Consider the following 21,407-nt stretch of genomic DNA (forward strand, 5'->3'; position numbering starts at 1 on the left):
TGCATACGCGTTACGCACCCGTGCGCCGGTCTCTGGCAGTGCAAGCACCGCCATACCCCTCGACTTGCATGTATTAGGCCTGCCGCTAGCGTTCATCCTGAGCCAGGATCAAACTCTCCATTGTAAAGTTTGTTTTCCTGACTAAGTTAACTAATGTTAACACTAGTCTTTGTTAATAAAATTTGTCTGTTGGATTTAGACTTAAAATTCAAGCTACTTGTATCATGTACTTTGATTAGTACTTTTATACCTCGCTTGCGCTACATTTGATATCTCTTTTAAGAACTTCTCGACTTAACCTCTCGGCAGTCATTTTATATCTTTAAGCTTGCTTCCTATCGGTCTTCATGTTCCTCAATTCTTCTCGCTTATTTCAATCTTGTTTATGCTTTCGTTACATCCGTAATTAAGCTCCCGTTTCGTTTGGGATTGCAAAGGTAGAAACTTCTTTTTGATTTCCAAGAAAAAAATTTTATTTTTTTTCTTTTCCCTTTCTGCCTTTCAAACTCCCCTTCCAGGTTTTCCGTTCCTTCCGAAGCGGGTTGCAAAGGTAGAAAACTTTTTCGTTTCCCGAAAATAAATTTTAAAATTTATTTTCCCTTTCTGCTATTCAATGGCTGGGGTTATTCTCTCGCTCTTTATCCCTTTGTTCTAACCTTTCACCGTGTCCCCTTCCTTCCGAAGCGGGATGCAAAAGTAGAAAGCTTTTTCGTTTTTGCAAAACAATTTAAAGTAAATAGCGGCAACTAATTGCTAACTCGCTGTAAATGTTGTACAAAAATTTAACATCTTGCTATATATTGCTGCCTAATTGACTTCAAAAAGGTTTTTTAGTTAATACGATCCTCTGCCAAACCCCATACATCACAGGAAGTAAGTCAACCAATAAGGCCCTGTTTAGCTGCTGCCATATCCGTTTTTCGCCTATTCCTGATCAGACTGCCATACGTGGCTCCACTCTAAATCATATACGCTACACGATTAAACTATCCTGGCATGGTTAACCAACCCTGCTGTCTCTAATTTATTCGATGTGACAGGCTAGCCGGTTGCTACATATATATAATACATAATAGTGATGCAATGATATACGTACAAGACTTCAAACCGCAGCCACTTTGTCATGAACCGACCTATACCTTATTATAAAACTAGGTAGCAACACTTGAGGCCCGACCGGTTTCATATCCCACCCTACTGTTTTGATACGTTGCAGAAAGTCTCCATTGACCATAAGCAATGACCGTATTTTCCAAACCCAAGCTAACCGGTTCGCAACAACGCTACTCGTTTTTTATCGCAAATGTTAAAATTTGTTAAGCATTTCAGCATGCTGTTTCCTTTGTATAGCTTAGCGCAGATTTGTTTTTTATTGACGTTATTTATATTATTGATTATCTTTGCAAAATGTTTAAAATTAAACACCTACTCATTTTAAGTTTCACTGCCCTTTTATTAGGTACCTCCGGTTGCAAAAGCAGTTTCGAAAAATTGCGCTTAAGCAACGATGTGGGCCGAAAATACCAGGAAGGGATTAGGCTCTATAACAAAAAGGACTATTCTAAAGCGCTCATTCTGTTTGAGGGGCTGGCCCAAAAATACAGAGGCACCGCAGAAGCAGAAGACCTGAATTATTATTATGCTTTTACACTGTACCGCCTGAAAGACTATACCACGGCGCGTTACAAGTTCAAGGAATTTGCAGATACTTATCCTGCCAGCAAAAATGCCGAAGAATGTCGCTATATGGGTGCTTATTGCTACTATTTGGATTCTCCTAAATCGTCGTTAGACCAGGAAAATACCTATAAGGCCATAGACGCTTTGCAATTGTTCATCAACTTATATCCTAAAAGCGACCGCGCGGTACAAGCGGCGCAATACATTGCCAACCTGCGCAACAAGCTAGAAACCAAGGCTTTTGACAATGCCAAGATGTATTACGAATTGGGTGGCTATGATATTACCAATTACAAATCGGCGGTGGTTGCCCTAAAAAATGCGCAGATTGAGTTTCCCGACATTAAATTTGCCGAAGAAATGAATTTGCTCATCGTAAAATCGCAATACATGTATGCAAAAAACAGTTATCCGAACAGACAGGAAGACCGTTTTAACGAAGCAATAGGCTACTATAACGAATTTATAGAAGCTTACCCGAACAGCAAATACGCCAAAGAGGCCAAACAGCTGAAAGACGATAGCGAAGCCGGTATTGTAAGCGCCAAAAAAGCCCTCGCCGAGCAGGCTGCCGAAATTGCCAAGTATCAGGCATTAGAAAAGAAAAGCGAAAAACGCAAAGACAGTACAACAAATAAAATCGATATTAAAAACAAATCATAATGAATACACCAAAACCGGCCATACCGAACACAACGGTAACAAGAAATGTGCACGATTTAGACAGGGCTACAGATAACATCTATGAGTCTTTAGTGGTTATTTCTAAAAGGGCTAATCAGATTTCTAACAATATGAAAGAAGAGCTTCACGGCAAATTGGCCGAGTTCGCTTCGTCTAACGATAATTTGGAAGAAATTTTCGAGAACAGGGAGCAGATCGAGATCAGCAAGCACTATGAGCGTTTGCCTAAGCCTACTTTGATTGCCATCGACGAGTTCTTGAATGGTAAAGTTTACCACAGAAATCCCTCAAAAGAGCAAAAATAATAAAGGCTTTGCGTAACTTGCACCTTGTAATTGCACAAAGGTACTATGCTTAGCAACAAAAACATTATCCTCGGCGTTTGTGGCAGTATTGCCGCCTACAAATCGGCCATTTTGGTAAGGGCACTTATCAAAGCTGGCGCAAACGTCAAGGTTATTCTTACCCAGGATGCGAGTAATTTCATTACGCCCCTTACCCTGGCCACACTCTCCAAAAATCCTGTATATACCCAATATTTCGAAGCCGAAACCGGCGTTTGGAGCAACCATGTAGAACTGGGCCTTTGGGCCGATTATATGATTGTTGCCCCTGCCAGTGCCAATACCATCGGAAAAATGGCCAACGGCCTTTGCGACAATCTCCTCACCGCGGTTTACCTGTCGGCCAAATGTCCCGTTTTCGTGGCACCGGCTATGGACCTCGATATGTGGAAGCACGAAAGCACACAGGAGAATATTGCCAGGCTTAAGGAATTCGGCAACACCATTATTGCGCCCCGCAAGGGCGAACTGGCTAGCGGGCTTCATGGCGAAGGCCGTTTGGCAGAACCTGAAGAGATTGTGGCCTTTTTGGAAGAGGAAATCAGGAAAAACCTGCCGTTATTAGGCAAAAAAGCCATGGTTACTGCTGGCCCTACTTACGAAGCCATAGACCCGGTACGCTTTATCGGCAACCACTCGTCGGGTAAGATGGGCTTTGCCCTGGCCAACGAATTGGCCAACCTCGGCGCAAGCGTGACCCTGATTGCCGGCCCAACCGCCGAACAGGCCACCACACCAGTGCAACGCATCGATGTAGTGAGCGCAGCCGATATGCTGGAAGCCTGCCTGGCCCATTTTGCCGAAAGCGACATCACCATAATGAGTGCTGCCGTGGCCGATTATACTCCCATTGATGTGGCCGCCCAGAAAATCAAGAAGAAAGACGAAGGTTTTAGCATAGCCCTCAAAAAAACAACCGATATCCTGGCGCAGTTAGGCAAACTCAAACAAAAGAACCAGGTGCTGGTAGGCTTCGCCCTAGAAACAAACCAGGAAGAAACCTATGCCAAGGAAAAGCTGGAGAAGAAGAACCTGGACTTTATTGTCTTAAATTCGCTTAACGATAAAGGCGCGGGGTTTAAAACAGCTACCAATAAAATCACTATCTTCCATCAAAATTTGGAAAAAACCAGCTTCGAAACCAAGTCCAAAACCGAGGTGGCCAAAGACATTTGCGCTCAAATCATCAAATTGCTGAAGTAATGAAAAAAATTATAGGTATTGTTCTTTTAATGGCCTTTGCAACCTTAACGCAGGCACAGGAACTCAATGCAAGGGTACAGATCCTGGCGCCAAACATCTCCAACATCAACAAAAAGAACCTCGAACTGCTGCAAAATACCATCCGCGATTTCCTGAACAACAACAAATGGACAAACGATACCTATTTGCCGCAAGAACGCATCGAATGCAATTTTGTAATTACCGTAACCAACTGGGATGGCAGCTCTGGCTATAGCGCCGAAGCACAAATCCAATCGAGCCGCCCGGTTTTTGGCAGTTCCTATTACAGCACGCTTCTCAACATCAACGACAAGGATTTTGATTTCAACTATAACGATGGCCAATCGCTAGACTTTTCCGACCAGAACTTTATCGGCAACCTGAGCTCGCTTTTAGGCTATTATGCCTACACCATTATCGGCATAGACAAAGACAGCTTTAGTCGACTGGCTGGCACCCCATTTTTTCTAAAAGCCCAAAATGTATTGAACGTGGCCCAAACTTCGGGCAATAAAGGCTGGAAGGCATTTGATGGCTTGCGCAACCGCTATTGGCTAAACGAAAACCTGCTGAACAATGTATTCAAGGAACTGAGGGTATTTATTTACGACTATCACCGGAATGGGCTAGACAAGCTGCAAGACAATGTAGCCGATGGTGCCAAAGCGATTTTGGGCTTTTTGCCTGCGCTGCAACAGATGGACAAACAGAAGCTGGGCTCCATATTTCCCAATGTTTACTTTGCCAGCAAGGCCGAAGAAATTACCAATGTACTGGCTAACTGCCTCCCACCAGACAAGATCAAAGCCTATAACCTGCTGAGCGACATCGATCCGGCAAACATTGGAAAATATGAAGCATTAAAATCGAAATAACATTTTTCTATTAAAAAAACAGGCCCTCAGCTTAACTGCAGAGGGCTTTTTTATTTTTTTTGTTAAAATTTTGTTAAAACATTTTGATTATACGAACATATTCGTACATTTGAATACGAAAAAATTCGTAGTGTAACAAAATGAGCAGCAACAACATCAAACCCACAGAAGGCGAAATGGAAATCCTACAGGTGCTTTGGAAAAAAGGCCACTGTACGGTACGCGAAGTTCACGAAGACCTGAACAAAAAGGATTCTGGCTATACCACTACTTTGAAACTCATGCAGATTATGCACGAAAAAGGAATGGTAGACCGTGACACCAGTTCGAAAACACATGTGTACAGAGCGTTGATCAACCGCGAAAAAACCCAGCAACAACTGGTCAACAAAATGATCGACAATGTATTTAACGGATCTGCAGCCCGTTTGGTGATGCAGGCCCTTGGCAACAAAACGGCAAGCAAGGAGGAGATTGATTTGATTAAAGAATATTTAAGCAAACTTGAAAACAAATAAGCTATGGAAGCTATGATCAATAATCTTGTTAAGGCAATCGGCTGGAGCATTCTCCACTCTTTATGGCAAGGGGCCATTATTTATGCCTTCTTATTTGCGGTGTTAATGATTTGGCCCAAAATAAGCGCGCGTATCAAACATAACCTTGCCTTTGGTTCGCTATTTCTGATTTTTGCAAGTTTCTGTTTTACCTTTGGCTCTATTTTCCAATGGCCAAGCACAGGTTCTGCAATCAACAGCATCGTCATCACACCTGCTATTTATCAGCGCCTAACCGGCATGGCCAACAGCTTCAATGCCAAAACCGAAGCCTATTTTCCGATTGTAGTGGTAGTTTATATCATTGGCATCCTTTTCCAGCTGGTGGTGCTCTCTTCGAGCTATGCCAAACTCAAAAAGCTGAAACAAGCTCACGTAGATGCTATTCCTGCCCATTGGAAGGCTATTTTTGAACTGACCCTGGCCCAGCTAAAAATCAAAAAAAGAGTTCAGTTCTACCTATCGTCGAGGGTAAACGTACCAGTAGTTATTGGTTTCTTTAAACCGGTAGTGCTGTTCCCTATTGCCTTGGCAACCCAGTTAGACACCAAACAAGTAGAAGCCATCCTGATCCACGAACTCTCGCACATCCGCAGAAACGACTACCTGATCAACCTGGCCAAAACCTTTATAGAAACCTTATTGTTCTTCAATCCGTTTGTATGGCTTACCACCAAATTCATACACATAGAAAGAGAACATGCCTGCGACGACTTGGTGGTTAATTTCACAGGCAGTCCGATAACCTATGCCCATGCCCTCTTGAAGCTTGAGCTGTTAAAAGACAAACAATCGCCTGCTTTGGCACTTGCGGCCACAGGCAATAATCAACATTTGTATCAACGCATTAAACGAATAACCGCTATGAAGACCAATTACATCAATGCCAAACAGCAGTTTTTCATCCTTACCCTAGCCATTGCAACCGTTATATCGCTGGCCTGGATGAACCCTAGCAAATCAGTTGCCGCCAAATTAAAGAAAGCGCCGAATTTGCTCACCGTAAAAATAGTGCCTAGTGAAGGCAACCCCATTAAAAACCATTTAATCGTTGTTTCTGATACCGATACGGCCAAATCTAAAAAGAAAATCGAAAGAATTTGGTATACCACCAACCAAAGTGGCAAAGAAATAACCTATAGGTCGATCGATGAAATGCCAGACAGCATCAAGGCCAAGTACTTAGAGCTCCAAAAGAAATTCAGTTCGAAGGAGTGGAAAGACAAAATGGCCAAGATCGAATTCGACAGCAAGGAACTCGAGAAAAAATTCAACTCGAAAGAGTGGAAAGACAAGATGGCCAAGATAGAGCAGAACAGCAAGGAATTGGAGAAAAAATTCAATTCGCCAGAGTGGAAAGAAAAAATGGAAGAATACAGAAAGCTGCAAGAATCGCCTGAGTACAAGGAATTGAGAAAAAAATATGAAAGCGATTTGGAAGAACTCAAAAAGAAGAAAGGCATCAAAACCGACAAAACCTTTTTGATGTTCGACAACAGCCATACCGTAGATCTGTCTTTTTTGCCTAACACCAAAGCTTTCGATACTTATTTTGCTTTTGCCAATACCACGCCTGTTGTGTTCAACAAAAACAACACCTTTAAGTTCGAAGCCGCTCCTGCAACTTTTAAAGAAGCTTTCAAAACTACTTTTAAAATGGAGGGCGACGCTAAATTCAATATTAAAATCGACAACAAATAAAACCTAAGAAGCGCCCAGTCGGGCGCTTTTTTCCGAAGGAGATTTATAAAACCAAACAAACAGTAACGGGCAGGTGCAATCCTGCCTTTTTCATTGCCGATTGCAACATTATTTCCCAAATCTTGTCTTGTATAAGGTTTTACTTTTCATCCTTTTAAAATGTACCTCCTAAACCATTATGTATTTGGCAGGCCGATCATTTACCTGACCCTATTGTTGGACCAAAACCGAATTGATAAACGATTTTAACCAAAAGAAATAATTTATGAAACTGCTCCCCATTTTATTTACCCCATTATTTTGTGCAGCCCTATGCTGCAAAGCCCAAGTTACTTCCTTTATGCTCGATAGCGCCAAGTTCAATAAACCTTTGATGAAACAGCTCGACTCCATTTACAAGGAAGATCAAGACACCCGTGTTGCCTTTATCGAATTGGCCAATGCCAAGCAACTGAATACGCCTGAAGGAAAAGCGGCCATGGCCAAAATGAAAACTACCGATTCGCTCAATCAGCTGTTTGTAGAGAAAGTCTTGAACCAATATGGCTGGCAAGGACCTCAAGATGTGGGTTTCAACGCTAGCCAGGCTATATTTTTGGTGATACAGCATGCCAATCTGCCCATGCAGGAGAAATACCTGCCCATGATCAGGAAGGCCGAAAAAGACGGACGAATCTTATCGAGCAACTTGGCTATTCTAGAAGACCGGGTAGCCTTAAGACAAGGCAAAAAACAGCTGTATGGCAGCCAAGTGAAATCTGATGCCAAAACGGGTGAGAAATCCCTTTTCCCGCTCGAAGACCCAGACCATGTGGATGAAAGGCGAAAAGCCATGGGGCTGCAACCATTGGCCGAATACCTCGAAAAGAGCTTCCAGATGAAATGGGATGTAGAAGCCTACAAAAAAGCAAATGGCAATTAAATGCAGTCATTAGCCAAGAATTAGAAAAGTCCAAATCAAGCTTATTGTAACAAACAATAAGCTTTTTTATTAATTTGAGGTTATCGTGCAACCTTTGCCAATCGGCAACGTCTTTGAAGTAGTAAAGTCCACACCAACTATTATTAAAATGAAAAAACTCTACTTCCTACTAATCGTTGCCTTGATTACAGCCAATTTGGCGAAGGCCCAAAGTTGCAACTGCGAAACCAATTTCGAATGGGTAAAAAAGACCTTCGAGCAAAACGATGCCGGTTTTAAATATGTAATCGACAGCAAAGGCAAACAGGCCTACGAAGACCATAACAAACGGATTTTGGCCAAAATAAAGGAAGCCAAGACATTAAACGACTGTACCCCTATTTTGTACGAATGGCTTACTTTTTTCCGCTCGGGCCACATTGCCATCAGGCAAAAGAACCAAAACAGCTCCACCACTAGCACACCCGCAGTGGCTGAAAAACAATTTCCTGATTGGGAAACGCTACCGGTAGATCTAGAAAACTTCAAAACCTACCTTAAAAACAAAAAAGAAGTAGATTATGAAGGCATTTGGCAAACCTCGCCTTATCAAATCGGCATAAAAAAGGTAAACAACGAATATCTTGGTTTTATTATCGAATCGGGTGCGGCAAGCTGGACCAAAGGGCAAATCAAATTGCGAATTACGCCAGGCATGGATTCGACCAGCAGCGTTTTTTACATGAGAGACCATTCTGCCACCAAATCCAACCAGGTGAAGATGACCGGAAAAAACAACCTGCAAATCGGCAATTTTTCTTTGAGCAGAACTTATCCGGAACTCAAAGACGATCAAATATTTGTTGATTATTTTAAATTGCTCTCTTCGAGCAAGCCCTACTTAACGCAACTAAACCCTACTACGCTTTATTTGCGGATTCCTTCCTTTCAGCCGCAGCAAAAGAAATCGATAGACAGCGTCATCAACATCAACAAGGCAAAAATCTTGAAAACCCCTAACCTGATTATCGATATCAGGAGCGGGACCGGTGGCAGCGACAACAGCTTTTCGAGCCTCATTCCGCTTATTTATACCAACCCGATACGCGAAGTTGGAGTTGAATACCTTTCGACCAAACTGAACAACCAAAGAATGCTCGATTTCATCAACAAGCCCGATTATGGCTTTAGCGAAGAAGATAAAAAATGGGCCAAGGAATCGTACGACAAACTGGAAAAGCAATTGGGCAAGTTTGTAAACCTTAACGACAATGTGGTGGGCTTGATCAAGAAAGACAAGGTATTGCCTTTTCCTAAAAATGTCGGCATCATCATCAACGGTGGCAATGGCAGCACCGACGAACAGTTTCTGCTGGCCGCCAAGCAAAGCAAAAAGGTAAAACTGTTTGGCACCACGACTTTCGGCGTACTCGATATTTCTAACATGTACTTTGTTGATTCGCCCTGCAAGGAATTTGAATTAGGCTATTCACTAACCAGAAGCATGAGAATACCTGATTTTACCATCGATGCCAAGGGTATACAGCCTGATTACTTTATGGACCGCAGCATTCCGCCTTATCAATGGGTAGAACAGACCAGTCAGATCCTGAACCAAAAATAACCTGTTTTGGCAAATAGCTTTTGAATTAAAAGCCCGTGGTTTCTTGAAAACCATGGGCTTTTGTAGTAATTTAGCAACGGTATGCTACAAAGACTTTCTATACGCAATTACGCACTGATCGATAGCCTCGACATCGAGTTTGACCAGGGATTAAACATCATTACCGGTGAAACGGGTGCCGGAAAATCGATTATTTTAGGTGCGCTATCACTTATTTTGGGTCAGCGCGCGGAAAGCAGGTACTTTTTTAACCAGGATAAAAAATGTGTGATTGAGGGTACTTTTGTGCTGCCCGACGATAAGCTCAAGGGCTTGTTTGAAGAAAACGACCTCGATTTTTTTAAGGAAAGTATATTAAGGCGCGAAATTTCTAGCGATGGAAAATCGCGTGCCTTTGTAAACGATACGCCAGTTAATTTGAGCTTGTTAAAGCAGATTGGCGAATCGTTGATTGACATCCATTCGCAGCATGCCACCCAAGAAATCAACAATTCAGATTTTCAGTTGTTGCTGGTCGACTCTTTAGCCAACCACACTGCGCTCTTGGCTCGCTACAGAAACGGATTTAAGCAGTTGAAACAAAACCAGCAGCTGCTCAAAGAACTGCGCCAAAAAGCCAACGAAGCCCGTAGCCGACAGGATTATGAACAGTTTTTGTTTAACGAGTTGGAACAGGCCCAACTGCAACCCAACGAACAGGAAGAACTGGAACAGGAGCTGGAACGGCTAAACCATGCCGAGGGAATTAAAAGAAGTTTGCTTACCGCAAATGCCTTGCTCAGCGAAAACGAGGGCAATGCCTTAGACTTGCTTAAGGAAGCTTCTTCGCAACTTGGGCACGTAGAAAAATACGATCCGGCCATTAATGCCCTGTACGAACGCCTCAAATCAAGCCTTATCGAAATCAAGGATATTGTGGCAGAAACAGCCGGCATAGAAGAAAATACGGCTCACAGCGCCGAAAGACTGGAGCAGGTACAGCAACGTTTAGATGTACTTTATGGCTTGCAGCAAAAACACCGTGTAGCCAACAATGCCGAGCTATTGGCCATACAGCAGGAGCTTGAAGCCAATCTTAACCAGTTGCTTTCTTCGGATGAGCAGATTGAAAGTCTACAAAACGACATCAAGCAGCTAACCGATGTACTTTATATTCAGGCCAGGGAACTGAGCCAAAACAGAAAACAAGCTACAGAACTGGCCGCAACCGAGACCACTCGTACTTTAAAGCTGGTAGGTATGCCTCATGCCAAGCTGGTGCTAGATCAGCAAGAACTGGCCGAACTGAACAAAGATGGCCTGGATCAAATTACGTTGCTCTTTACAGCCAATGCAGGCCAGGCCCCCGGACCAGTCAACAAAATTGCATCTGGAGGAGAACTGTCGCGGTTGATGTTGGCTATCAAGGCACTACTGGCCAAACATACCTCGTTGCCTACCCTGATCTTCGATGAAATTGATACCGGCATTTCGGGCGAAACGGCACTTAAGGTTGGCGAAGTGATTGCCGATTTGGGCAAAAACATGCAGATCCTTTCCATTACCCATCTGCCGCAAATTGCGGCCAAAGGCGAATCGCATTATTTTGTGTATAAAAATGAAGCCAGTGATAAAACAACCACCGGCATTCGCAAACTAAGTCCAGCAGAAAGAGTTACAGCCATAGCCGAAATGCTGAGTGGCAAAAACCCTGGCGAATCGGCGATGCAAAATGCGAGAGAATTGTTGGGCTAATTATGGAATTTTATTCCAGCCTTCATCATCTGCATATGAATAAATTTATACTGTTTTTCATTCATTTTGTATTCATTCAGGCTACATCTGCACAAACCAACCTCAATAGGGCGCAGCTTGACACGATCCACGTATCTGGCAGATTGATTGCGGGAGATGGCTCCAAACTCTCCAATATTATTATTGAAACCAGATCTCAAAGCCTCGGCAATTCTAATCTAAAATACACCACTGTCACAGATAGTTTAGGAAATTTTAAATTGAAGGGGGTCCAACCTGTTGATACGCTTACTTTTTTTGCTTTAAATCAAGAACATACTTTTATAAATAATGGAAGCAGGTTTTTAAACATCACTATTTGGCCTGGTACGTTGAACTATCCTACTCCACAAGCCCTGATTATCTCGGCAAAAAGAACAATCCAAAAGGGGAAAAGGGAATTTAAAACAGAAGATTTTGTTGACGGATGTTTTTACATCACACAAGACCCATCTTATCCAGGCGGACCGTCTAAATTTGAAGAATATATTTACAAAAACTTAAAATATCCACCCAATGCTATAAAAAACAACATTGAGGGCACAGTAACCGTTCGATTTAGCATTGCAAAAGATGGTAGTTTATTATTTCCAAGCATCATTAATGGCTTGGGCTATGGTTGTGACGAGGCTGTGCTTGAAGTTTTGAAGAAAAGCAGAAAATGGAATCCGGGAATAAGAAACAGAAGACCTATTCATGTAATTTATCAGACAGACATTGTTTTTAAGCTAACTGATTAGCACCTTTCGTCTAAAAAATGAAGCCAGTGATCAAAAAACCACTGGCCTTGCAAACTAACCCCAAAAGAAAATAATAGTAGCCATTGCCCAAATGCTGTCGGCAAAAAAAGACCAATGGCGATACAAATGCGAGAGAACTAAAATGGCTTTTATTTGCTCCTTACGCCCAAAGGATCGGTTTGCACACTCTCTTTGCCTCTCGCATCGATAATGCTTAACGTATAGAAATAAGTTGTTTCTTTTTCTACGCTCTTATCTAAGAAATCTTTTTCGCTGGCGCTGAGCTCCTTAAGCAATTGTAATTCTCCATTTACCTTGCCTCTGTAAATTTTGACTTTGGTTAACGGTATGCCTAAAGGATTGTTCCAACTCAATGCGATTCCATCGGCTTGAGCCAAGGCAATGACGTTGTTGGGTGGCATCAGTTTTTGTGCATTGTAATGCACGGTGGCCGCTTGGCTTAATGCGCCAAGATCTGCTCCTTCATTACCAATACCCTTGCATTGAATAGAATACGCATAATGGTGTCCTTCGGCCAGCGTACCGTCTACATATGAATTGGTTTCGGGCAATAAATCGGCTATTTTCTTTATTTCTCCGTAGCTTTCTTCATTTTCCAGCTTTTCGCTTCGGTAAACGATATAACCCGAAATATTGTTTTCTTTGGTCATGTCGTTCCAAAATACCAAGGCTTGTTCCTTGCTGAGCTGCGCCCTTACTTTTGCCGGAACCGGAATTTGTCCACTTAACATGACCGATGCCCTTTCACTTGGCCCACTGATTTCATAAGAAGTGTTAATGGTAGCTACGGTATAGGTATAAATTCCTGCTTTGAAGCTATTTTTAATGGTATCTTGATAAGCCAACAGCGAATCTTTACTCAGCAACAACCTTGATAGCTGCACGGGCTTACCATTATAGCCTTCGCTGCGATACACATAATATCCCCTGGCATCGCGGTCTACTTTTCTAAAGGCAAGCTTCACCACATTGCCATTGGCTGTTGCGGCTAAACCTTGTGGAGGCATTACCATTTTTTTGGGCGCTTTCATTAAGGCCTGTACCCTAATGCTGCCAATAGAGCTGCTATAGGGCCCTTGGGCCTGCAATCGATAGTAATAGGTAACCATAGGCTTAACCTTAATGTCGGTCCAGGTGGTGTCTTTTGCCGGAGCTGTTCCAACAAGCACATACTCGCCGTCCCAGCTAAATGACTTGTAAATTTTTACGGCTGTGACATCGCCTGGATTGCTTAATTTCCACTGCAGTTCAATCGTTTTATCTTGATCTACGGCATGGGCTGTTACCCTTTTAAAAAAACCGATATCATGTGCCCTCGAATTGTTGTAGATATATAAGGTATCTGATTTGTCGCCCTCGTTGCCCAGCTCATCAAAAGGGATGGCGATGTATTGATAAGCTATTTTATAGGCTGCTGTTTGATCGGTAACCCGTACCATCAGCGTATCTTGCTTTTTGGAGAAAATGGTAAAGGCTGGCACCTGTTCAAACTGGTTATAGCCGAACCTGCTTCTCAAAAGCCTAACGCCACCCAATTTTTCATCGCCTGGAAATACATAGGCAATCGACACGGCTTCATCTGCGGCTTCGTAACTAACTGGAGTAAGGTAATTAGGTAACTTGATGGGTTTATAATCAATTTTCAGGGTAACGGAATCCATACTCACCTCATCGCTGTTGCGTTTGTAGATACGGTATTCGTAAACACCGGGCTTGGCCGTGGTATCGAGATAGCCTACTCCAACCGCCGAAGCATACAAAGGCATTTCGTGGTAGGGCCTGATCGAATCGGTAAACAAGGCTCCTTCTGCCCTGCGCCACAGCACTTTCACTGCCGTATCAGACAATACCTGGCCCTGTCTCAAGATGGGATCAACCGTCATGAGCCTTGCTTTGAGCATGACACTTGAGCTGGGAAAATCTGTTTGTGCCAGCTCTTTCCAATAGCGTTCGCCTGCCGACCTGCGCGCAATAACATAACGAAAATTGACCGGCAGCTGATTGCCCAAGCTCAAATAAACCCCATTTTTGGCAGGTTTTGCCGATGGCTGCGCCGATGCGGTTAGAGAAGCAAGGAAAAGAAACAAATAGACTAGGGTTTTCATACGTTATTTTTTAGGTGGAGGCGGACAATCTGGCAACTTGTCTCCAGATGAGAATTCTAATGAGTAGCCGTCTGTACCAAAGTGCAAACGCGCGGCTACATGCTTATCAATCTTGATGGAGGTGAATACGAGGCTTTGCTTTACATGCGCATCGAAACTGGCTTCGGCATTGGCGGCCAAGCTAAAAGCTCCCCCCGTATATTGCATCACTACCGAGCCTGTGGCATCAAAGCCACCCGACATGCTTGTACCGGTAATGGCCGACATCCCTGCGCGCAACCTGCCTGTGGCTCCAATAGAAGCCCCAACGGAAGTACTGCCACCAAACGAAGCCCAGATACTCAGCTCTGCGGCCGCCTTGGCTTCTACAAAACCAGAAACCAGCACAAAATCGAAATCTTTTTGATAATCGATCAAGCTACGGCCCGCGGTTAGGTAAAAACCTTTGAAATCGGTTTTGCGCATTTCGTAAAAACAATTGTTTTTATTGAGCTGAAAGGCCTGCAGGGCATTCCAGTTGGCTTGGGAAATGGCGAGGCCGTTATCGCTATAACTGTTGATCAGAAAGCCCACCGTATAACCTCCGCCCACTATCGGGATGGCCGTATTGAGCTTGCCACTGCCCAAGAAATAAAAACCTTTTGATTCCATCAGCATTTCTACGTTGCCTGCAAGTTTGTAAGCTCCAAAATCTTTTTCATCGAAATTGAGCGACCCTCTGAGGCTTCGCTTATTGAAATCGTACACCATTTTGAATTTGCCAAATTCGGTTTGGGAACCGGTTTGTATTTTATCGCCGTCTACCTGCACATCGCCATAAACATTAAAGGTCATTTGGTTATTTTGTAGGCCTTCCGATGCCGAAATAAGCTTACCACTAAACGAAAGGATTGTCCAATCTTTATCTATTACCTTCATGCCGCCATTGGCAATCTGAAATTGCTGGTTTTTATCGGGGGTTAACGACAGCATCAAGTTGGCCGGCAAATCAACATGGTAGCCCTTGTTTTCGGCAAAGAAGGTAGCTTTCATCACTTCAAAGCTCGGATTAGGTTTTTCAACCACTTCGCCATCTATTTTTACCTGGGTTTTGGTGATATTAATGGCTTTGTTATTCGCCATGAAATGTACATAACCCTTGCCTTCAAATTCTGTATTGACATTGGTAAACGACAAACCAGCCTTTCCATAGCTCAAACCCACATTAAAAGGGGCCATTCTCGGCGCTTTGAGGTCAAGAGCTCCATTTACCTCAAAATAATCAGTTCCATTGGTGATGGTTGTAGGCGTAAAGGCCGCCATTGGATTGTCTAAGATATACTTCGGCGTGCTGATTGGCGCCAAGCTCAAGACATTTTCGTTGTTGCTCAGCAATTGGATGTAGCTGATATCCAAATTGCCCAATCCGTACAAGCCAATCAATTTGGCGGCCGGTTGTGCCGTTGTGCCTGCAATGCTCAAGCGCCAGTGCGGGCTCATGTCGCTGCCTGTTTTCGTATCGTAAACCAGCACGGCCTTTTTATCGTCTATATTTTGGAGCGAAGCTACACCGCCACCCAAAGTGAATTTCTTCACATCGATGCTATCAATCGCCATCATGTCGCTGCGCAGGTTAAAGAACTTGATCGGAATATCGAGCTTATTGGTTTTGATAACCGAATTGGCAGAATAAATCCCTCCTTTTTTAGGATCAAAAGTCCAGTTGCTGACCACCAGCTTCCAATCTTCCAATTGCAGCTCTATCGGTGCTCCCGTACCTGGATAGACCTTGTCGTTATCGAGCACCACATCTTTAAGGTTAACCGTGAACTTGTTGGGTTTGGCATTGGCAATGGTACAATCGAGATTTACGTTAAGGTGTATCTTGCCATCGGTAGCCATGTAAGAATTCAGCGGATCTGCAGTAGCTCCAATTTCGATAAACTTAAATTTAATCGGGGCGCCTGCGGCATTGCTGATTTGGAAATTCTTTTTGGTCATCACGTAGAAAATCGGGTAACCACTCTTGATCGAATTCAGGTAGAATTCGTCTGTAGAAACTGCCGTCATTCCGGCAATTTTGGTAGTTACCGAGTTATCGTTTACCTTATCGGCTAGGTAGAAATCCTGTCCGGCAGTAAAGTTGAGGTAAGAACCCGGATAATTGAATGAATTATCGATGATTTTGGCCAGGCCCAAAATTTCGCCCTTGCCAGCCCCATTCTTGGCAATGGTAAGCTCCTTGGTACCGCCCGCAGTCTTGCTCAGCAAAACATTATATCGGTCGAGATACTTGAGCGAGATATTGCTTACGCCCTCAATCGGTATTTCATTGTTTACCGGCAATAGTTTATCGCCCTCGGCTTTATAGCGAACATCCCTTACCCTCACCATGGCATCTTCCTGGTGAAGCTTAAATGGTGTGGCACCTTTGCTCAGGTCGATCAAACCCGTTACCAAGAACTCGTAGCCATTGAGGCCGGGTTTCAGCTCTTCAACCGAAAGCGGGAAGCCGTGCAAAGATTTAACCAAAGCTCCTTTGAGCGAAGTAAGCGCCAATACCGGTCCGTTTGCGCCGTTGGCCGTAGCCAGTTGCTTATTGCCGGTTACCGTAAAATTGGTATCCAAGGAGGCGATCACGTAGGCCTTTGAAGGATCAACCGGAATGCCTGTCAGCGTAAACTTGCCGTCTTTGCCTGAGCGGGCCTCAACCAAGGTAGCATTGCTGCTCAGCAAGCCCGCGTTATTGGCTTTGTATTCGAGGTAGACTTTGGCGTTGCCAACTGGTTTGCCGTCAAGCGTAACCATGCCTTTCACCGTGTAACCGGTTTTCATATTGACGTAATAATACATCGGATCCCTGGTTTCGGGATTGGTAACATTATATACCTGCGGAATCCAATTATCTTTTGGATTTCCGGTCAGAATGACGTTATAGTTATTAACCGATACGTTTTGGAAATTAAAATCGGCCCTTCCACTGCTATTGGTTACCTTTTTATAATCATCTACCTGCACGGTAATGTCGGGAACGGTTTTAATGCCACCTTTGCCATCGGAGGTAGCCGTTACAAAATTCATGCGGTGGTTACGCGATACCACAAAGTCGTAAACTTTTTTGCCCAACACCACGGAAAGATCGGGATGGGCTTCAATCGTATCACGGAAGAAGGCTACATCAAGCGGAATAATTTCGAGTTTCTCGGGCGATTGTCCGGCAACAGTCGATTTGACGCTGATGGCATAACCGCCATCAGTACCGCTTAATACCATGGCTCCATTACTGGTGCGACGCACATAACTCTGCACGGCCATCGGCTTGCCACTTAACAAATTGAACAGATCCCTATTGGCTACCCAGCCTTTGGCCAATGCACCAAGCTCTAATGATATCGTCTCAGAATGCTGTACTCCTGTTGCCGAAGCTACGTTGATGTTTTTCTTGAAGTCTTTGTAGCCATTGGCCTTTGCTTCAAGCTTGGTAATTGGCATTGGCAGGTTCTTTTTGGTAGCGAGCACCTCAAAATAGCCATCTTTGTCGGTGGTGGCATGCCATTGGCCATTAAGCAATATTACGGCGTTCATTACGGGCAATGCACTTTGACCGGCCTCTAATACCCTGCCTGCGATACGAGATGGAAGCGGCTTAAGGCTTACGGCCTTTTCTACGTTAGCGCCATACATCCTGTCTACATAAGCAATATATGATTCATAGGTTTCGTTACCGGCATCTGGCCTGCTGGTTACCTGCATGTAATAATCGGTACCTGCCAAGAGCTGAGGTACCGAAAACTTGCCATCGCTCTTGGTTTCGCCTTCCCAAAGCTTTTCAAACTCCTGATTGTAAATGCCACTAGCAGCAATATTGCCGCCCTGCATGTTTACGTTCCCAGTACTGTAGGTTTGTGGATTAACCAATTTTCCGGTTTTATAAAGGTTATTGCCTTCGCCCAATGGCATGTTTGGAAATTTCTGTTCCTTGGTACGGAATATGATTACTTTCATATTGCCCAGAGGTTTATCGCCAATGCCTTTGGCCAAAACCGTGAGGTTAGTTTCCCAAACCGGCGACGTAAATTCGCCACAGTCTTTAGCTTCGAAAGGCTGTACCACCAGCGGTTCCTTGGCATCGCGAAGATGGTAATTATCGGGTACTACCACAAATACACGTTCCAGAACGCCATAACCTTCTTTATTGTAAATCTCTTCATCATCCTGCGCTGGGCCTCCCTTTATCTGTCCAACACCTTTTACTGCGCCTTGTGTGGCCACATTGCTTCCTACCCCACTAACCTGATACTGCCCAAAAGTAGTACTGGAAGCTGTAAGGTTAAGGCCCGAGAGCTGTGCGGCCATGCCTAAATTTGCACCAATGGTCTTTTGTCCTTCTCCTGGCAAGGTTTTCATCGAGCCATACATATCAAGTGCCGATTGCCCCCAGTCTGGATCTTCCATTCCTTGTCCATATAAATCGAATAGGGTTTCCTTACTCGGTTTGGCAGGCTGTTTTTCCTGCTTTTTATTCCAGCTGTCAATCGGGTTTTTAGATCGGCTGATAAAGCCAGAACCCACATTGCCTTTATAGCCCAGGTTATCGATTTGCAAGGTAAAACGGCCAGTAGCATCAGTTGTACCCGAGCCTGCAATTACGCCTGCATCGCGGAATAGTACCAATTTGTCTTCGACGTTGTTTTTGGTCGTTACAAAATAGTTTTCTTCTCCATTGTCGGCCACATTTGGCGTGATGTATTCAATCGAGCCATCACTGCCCCTAAAACGGTAAGCCACTTCGATGTGGAAATTTTGGTTGGCATACGCACGCTTGATGTTATCCTGATTTTTCTCCCATTTATAAGAAATACGTCCACTCACTACCGATTGTGGCGGCTTATTGGAAAGAATGACATACGTATCAGTAAATTCATGATAAGGAATATCTTGTTTTGGCAAAAACTTGATGGTTTTTTCTGTCGCCGTAAAGCCATCGCCCAAAGTGGCCTGGCTGGCATCGGCAATGTAATATTTACTCGTGCCGCCCGACTGCAGTTTAAACACATTCGTAGCCGCTGTTGCCAGTATATAATATTCGTCGCCTTCGTAAATATTGCACAGCAGTTTTTCGAATTTCACAAAAGATTTGGTTACACCGCTTACGGTTTCCAGCTGGGTTTTCCCTTCGGCAACCAGTACATCTTTTTCTTTGGCAACCAGCCCCAGCCTGTCTACGTTTCCTTCGCCTGGAGGAATGTAGGTTTGCTTGCCCTTGCGGTAAAGCCGGATATTAACGCCTGCCTCATACTCGGTTGCCTTAACCTGATAAACCAAATTGCCTTTTTCGTCGTAGCCAAAGTCGTTTTGTGCGCTGCCACCGGCCAGCCACGATTTACCCTGTTCGCTTACTTTAAAAACAGGAAATTCTTTTTGTACATAGAGCTTAAGGCCGTAGCCGTAAACACCTGCGAACTGTTTGCCCAAATCGACATAATTGGTATCTGATTTAAATTCGGGGATGGGGATTTTCTTAAGGCTCCTGCTGTCGTAATAGGCATTGGCAATGCTCATGGAAGCATCAAGTAGCCAATTCTTATATTTTTCGGAAATGCCTACCGTTAGTTTTAAATTACCTTGCGCATCGGTTTCTGCACTACCTTCTACATAAGTGGTTCGGTTTCCCCTGTCTGATTTCATGGTAGCCGTAACCTTAACCGTAACCGGTGTTTTGGCCACCGCATATTCGCCAGGCTTGTTGGCAAAGCTATACTTGAGCTGGGTTTTTACTTGTACATAATATTTTTTCTCTATGTCGTGCCCTACCACAAAGGTAAAAGGCATCGCATCTGATTTTTTAACTACCTTGCCCTCGGCATCTAGCCCTTGCACTTGTAGCGTATACTTTTGCTGATCGACAAAACCAAGTGCCAAAGCCTCTTTCTTCGACTTGATAAAATTGCTCAGCAACACGCCATTGGTTTCGTAAAGTGATGAGCTAAACAGCACCGGTGCTTCGTTAATGGCCGCGTTGGTTTTCATCACGATCAGGAAATAGCGCTTAATGCCTAAGGTCCGATACAGGTTGGTGTCGATGTTAACCCCTAGGGTTTTATTGTCGACTAAGCCTTTACCTGCCAATTTGCTAAGAGTCGCTCCTTCCAAACTACCTGCCTTGGCCAATATCCAACCGAAATTAAGCGGGTTTTTCTCGGTCACGGTGATGATGTTGTCTTTTTCGTTAGGGTTCACCACGTACAGCTTGTTGTTATCGATATTTTGTTGCGCGATTACCTGTGAGCCATAAGTAAATACGAATGCACCGCTCCTGCCGTCGTTTTTGAACAAGGTTTGCCCTGTAGGATCGATGGCCTGTACGCGCCATGCGTATCTTTTGCCCACTTTTAAAGGCGGATCGAGCTGGCTTAACGTATAAGAGGTGGCAGTAAGCGTTTTATTGATAAGCGGAAAAGAAGTTGAATTCAATATTTGGTTGGGGTCTCCACCTGCCAAAGGCATTTCGGCCACTTGCAAAATGTACTGGGTAGTAGGTGGTGCATAGCCCGCGTTGATCCAGTTAAATACCATTACCTGTGGGTCAACGGTTTTTACACTGGCATTGGCCAGCGGATTAATGAGCACCGGTGCATCAGGATAGGCAATGCTAATGGTGGTACAACCGAGTGGTGCTGTTGCCGAAACCACTTGGTTGGTATTCATATCAACAGCTTGGATACAAAAAGTATAGTTGCCTTCGGGCAAGCGCGAGGTTTGTACCAGTTTTACCTTGTCGATGCCGTAAACATTAAGCGAATTAAGATCGAAAATATCCTTTAGGGCCAAACCATTGAGCTGTTTGGTTTCCCTGGGATTTAAAATGATGGGCTGTAAAGGCACATAAGTAGATTTGGTAGAGATTTTAATGCCATTATCGCCCTGTAACTGACCGGTAAGCTTGAGCTTGAGCTGGCCGGGAGATGTATTTTGGATGATAAGCAATACCTTGCTGGCGTTTGGCCCAGAATAATCTGAGTAGTAAGGCGAATAAGGCGGAATGATGTTGACGGTAATATTTACAGCATTGGTTTGTGCATAAACTGTTCTGGCATTCCATAAAAACAGGAACAGCATCAAAACAGAAACCGCAAACCAAGGATTCCAATTTTTATTGTCGAACGAAGCGATATATTTTCTAAAACTGTTCATAGCTA

The 21,407-nt window shown here is 43.9% G+C and carries 12 protein-coding genes and 1 rRNA gene; 10 read left to right on the plus strand and 3 right to left on the minus strand.

Features of this window, described 5'->3' with window-relative positions; translation table 11 throughout:
- Positions 1–124: ribosomal RNA gene (locus JHD69_RS13305) — 16S ribosomal RNA — on the minus strand; the annotation flags it as partial.
- Between the two features lie 1,283 nt (positions 125–1,407).
- Between JHD69_RS13305 and JHD69_RS13310 the strand changes: the two genes are divergently transcribed.
- The 10 genes from JHD69_RS13310 (at position 1,408) to JHD69_RS13355 (ending at position 12,103) form a co-directional block, all read left to right on the plus strand.
- Positions 1,408–2,343 carry an outer membrane protein assembly factor BamD gene (locus JHD69_RS13310; protein WP_199140833.1) on the plus strand — a complete coding sequence of 312 codons (936 nt, stop codon included), beginning with the start codon at positions 1,408–1,410 and terminating at the stop codon, positions 2,341–2,343.
- Positions 2,343–2,669, plus strand: coding sequence for a DNA-directed RNA polymerase subunit omega (locus JHD69_RS13315; RefSeq protein ID WP_199140834.1), 327 nt, complete (start codon positions 2,343–2,345; stop codon positions 2,667–2,669). Before JHD69_RS13310 ends, JHD69_RS13315 begins: the two co-directional genes overlap by 1 nt.
- A gap of 45 nt (positions 2,670–2,714) precedes the next feature.
- Entirely contained in the window at positions 2,715–3,911 is a 1,197-nt protein-coding gene (coaBC, locus tag JHD69_RS13320; RefSeq protein WP_199140835.1) for a bifunctional phosphopantothenoylcysteine decarboxylase/phosphopantothenate--cysteine ligase CoaBC, read from the plus strand.
- Entirely contained in the window at positions 3,911–4,807 is an 897-nt protein-coding gene (locus JHD69_RS13325; RefSeq protein ID WP_199140836.1) for a DUF4835 family protein, read from the plus strand. The genes coaBC and JHD69_RS13325 overlap by 1 nt, the downstream gene beginning before the upstream one ends.
- A 140-nt stretch (positions 4,808–4,947) precedes the next feature.
- Positions 4,948–5,325 carry a BlaI/MecI/CopY family transcriptional regulator gene (locus JHD69_RS13330; protein WP_199140837.1) on the plus strand — a complete coding sequence of 126 codons (378 nt, stop codon included), beginning with the start codon at positions 4,948–4,950 and terminating at the stop codon, positions 5,323–5,325.
- 12 nt (positions 5,326–5,337) lie between these two features.
- Positions 5,338–7,065, plus strand: a complete 1,728-nt coding sequence (locus JHD69_RS13335; RefSeq protein WP_233165906.1) for a M56 family metallopeptidase — start codon at positions 5,338–5,340, stop codon at positions 7,063–7,065.
- Between the two features lie 265 nt (positions 7,066–7,330).
- Positions 7,331–7,987 carry a DUF6624 domain-containing protein gene (locus tag JHD69_RS13340; RefSeq protein WP_199140839.1) on the plus strand — a complete coding sequence of 219 codons (657 nt, stop codon included), beginning with the start codon at positions 7,331–7,333 and terminating at the stop codon, positions 7,985–7,987.
- Between the two features lie 148 nt (positions 7,988–8,135).
- A complete protein-coding gene (locus JHD69_RS13345) occupies positions 8,136–9,590 on the plus strand; it encodes a S41 family peptidase (RefSeq protein WP_199140840.1) in 1,455 nt (484 codons plus the stop codon).
- An 81-nt stretch (positions 9,591–9,671) separates the two neighbouring features.
- The gene (gene recN, locus JHD69_RS13350) at positions 9,672–11,324 is read left to right on the plus strand and encodes a DNA repair protein RecN (RefSeq protein ID WP_199140841.1); all 1,653 of its coding nucleotides are present in this window, start codon (positions 9,672–9,674) and stop codon (positions 11,322–11,324) included.
- A gap of 2 nt (positions 11,325–11,326) precedes the next feature.
- A complete protein-coding gene (locus JHD69_RS13355; RefSeq protein ID WP_199140842.1) occupies positions 11,327–12,103 on the plus strand; it encodes an energy transducer TonB in 777 nt (258 codons plus the stop codon).
- Positions 12,104–12,252: 149 nt separating this feature from the next.
- Here the strand turns inward: JHD69_RS13355 and JHD69_RS13360 are convergent, their stop codons facing one another.
- The gene (locus JHD69_RS13360; RefSeq protein WP_199140843.1) at positions 12,253–14,229 is read right to left on the minus strand and encodes a fibronectin type III domain-containing protein; all 1,977 of its coding nucleotides are present in this window, start codon (positions 14,227–14,229) and stop codon (positions 12,253–12,255) included.
- 3 nt (positions 14,230–14,232) lie between these two features.
- Positions 14,233–21,402, minus strand: a complete 7,170-nt coding sequence (locus JHD69_RS13365; protein ID WP_199140844.1) for a hypothetical protein — start codon at positions 21,400–21,402, stop codon at positions 14,233–14,235.
- Positions 21,403–21,407: the final 5 nt, after the last annotated feature.

The organism is Pedobacter sp. ASV12, assembly GCF_016429155.1.
Taxonomy (GTDB): domain Bacteria; phylum Bacteroidota; class Bacteroidia; order Sphingobacteriales; family Sphingobacteriaceae; genus Pedobacter.

What these genes read in the sequence shown, in the direction of transcription:
- JHD69_RS13325 (WP_199140836.1), top strand. Translation starts at nt 3,911, where the DNA reads ATGAAAAAAATTATAGGTATTGTTCTTTTAATGGCCTTTGCAACCTTA.
- JHD69_RS13340 (WP_199140839.1), top strand. Translation starts at nt 7,331, where the DNA reads ATGAAACTGCTCCCCATTTTATTTACCCCATTATTTTGTGCAGCCCTA.
- recN (WP_199140841.1), top strand. Translation starts at nt 9,672, where the DNA reads ATGCTACAAAGACTTTCTATACGCAATTACGCACTGATCGATAGCCTC.
- JHD69_RS13335 (WP_233165906.1), top strand. Translation starts at nt 5,338, where the DNA reads ATGATCAATAATCTTGTTAAGGCAATCGGCTGGAGCATTCTCCACTCT.
- coaBC (WP_199140835.1), top strand. Translation starts at nt 2,715, where the DNA reads ATGCTTAGCAACAAAAACATTATCCTCGGCGTTTGTGGCAGTATTGCC.
- JHD69_RS13315 (WP_199140834.1), top strand. Translation starts at nt 2,343, where the DNA reads ATGAATACACCAAAACCGGCCATACCGAACACAACGGTAACAAGAAAT.
- JHD69_RS13360 (WP_199140843.1), bottom strand. Translation starts at nt 14,229, where the DNA reads ATGAAAACCCTAGTCTATTTGTTTCTTTTCCTTGCTTCTCTAACCGCA.
- JHD69_RS13365 (WP_199140844.1), bottom strand. Translation starts at nt 21,402, where the DNA reads ATGAACAGTTTTAGAAAATATATCGCTTCGTTCGACAATAAAAATTGG.
- JHD69_RS13310 (WP_199140833.1), top strand. Translation starts at nt 1,408, where the DNA reads ATGTTTAAAATTAAACACCTACTCATTTTAAGTTTCACTGCCCTTTTA.
- JHD69_RS13355 (WP_199140842.1), top strand. Translation starts at nt 11,327, where the DNA reads ATGGAATTTTATTCCAGCCTTCATCATCTGCATATGAATAAATTTATA.
- JHD69_RS13330 (WP_199140837.1), top strand. Translation starts at nt 4,948, where the DNA reads ATGAGCAGCAACAACATCAAACCCACAGAAGGCGAAATGGAAATCCTA.
- JHD69_RS13345 (WP_199140840.1), top strand. Translation starts at nt 8,136, where the DNA reads ATGAAAAAACTCTACTTCCTACTAATCGTTGCCTTGATTACAGCCAAT.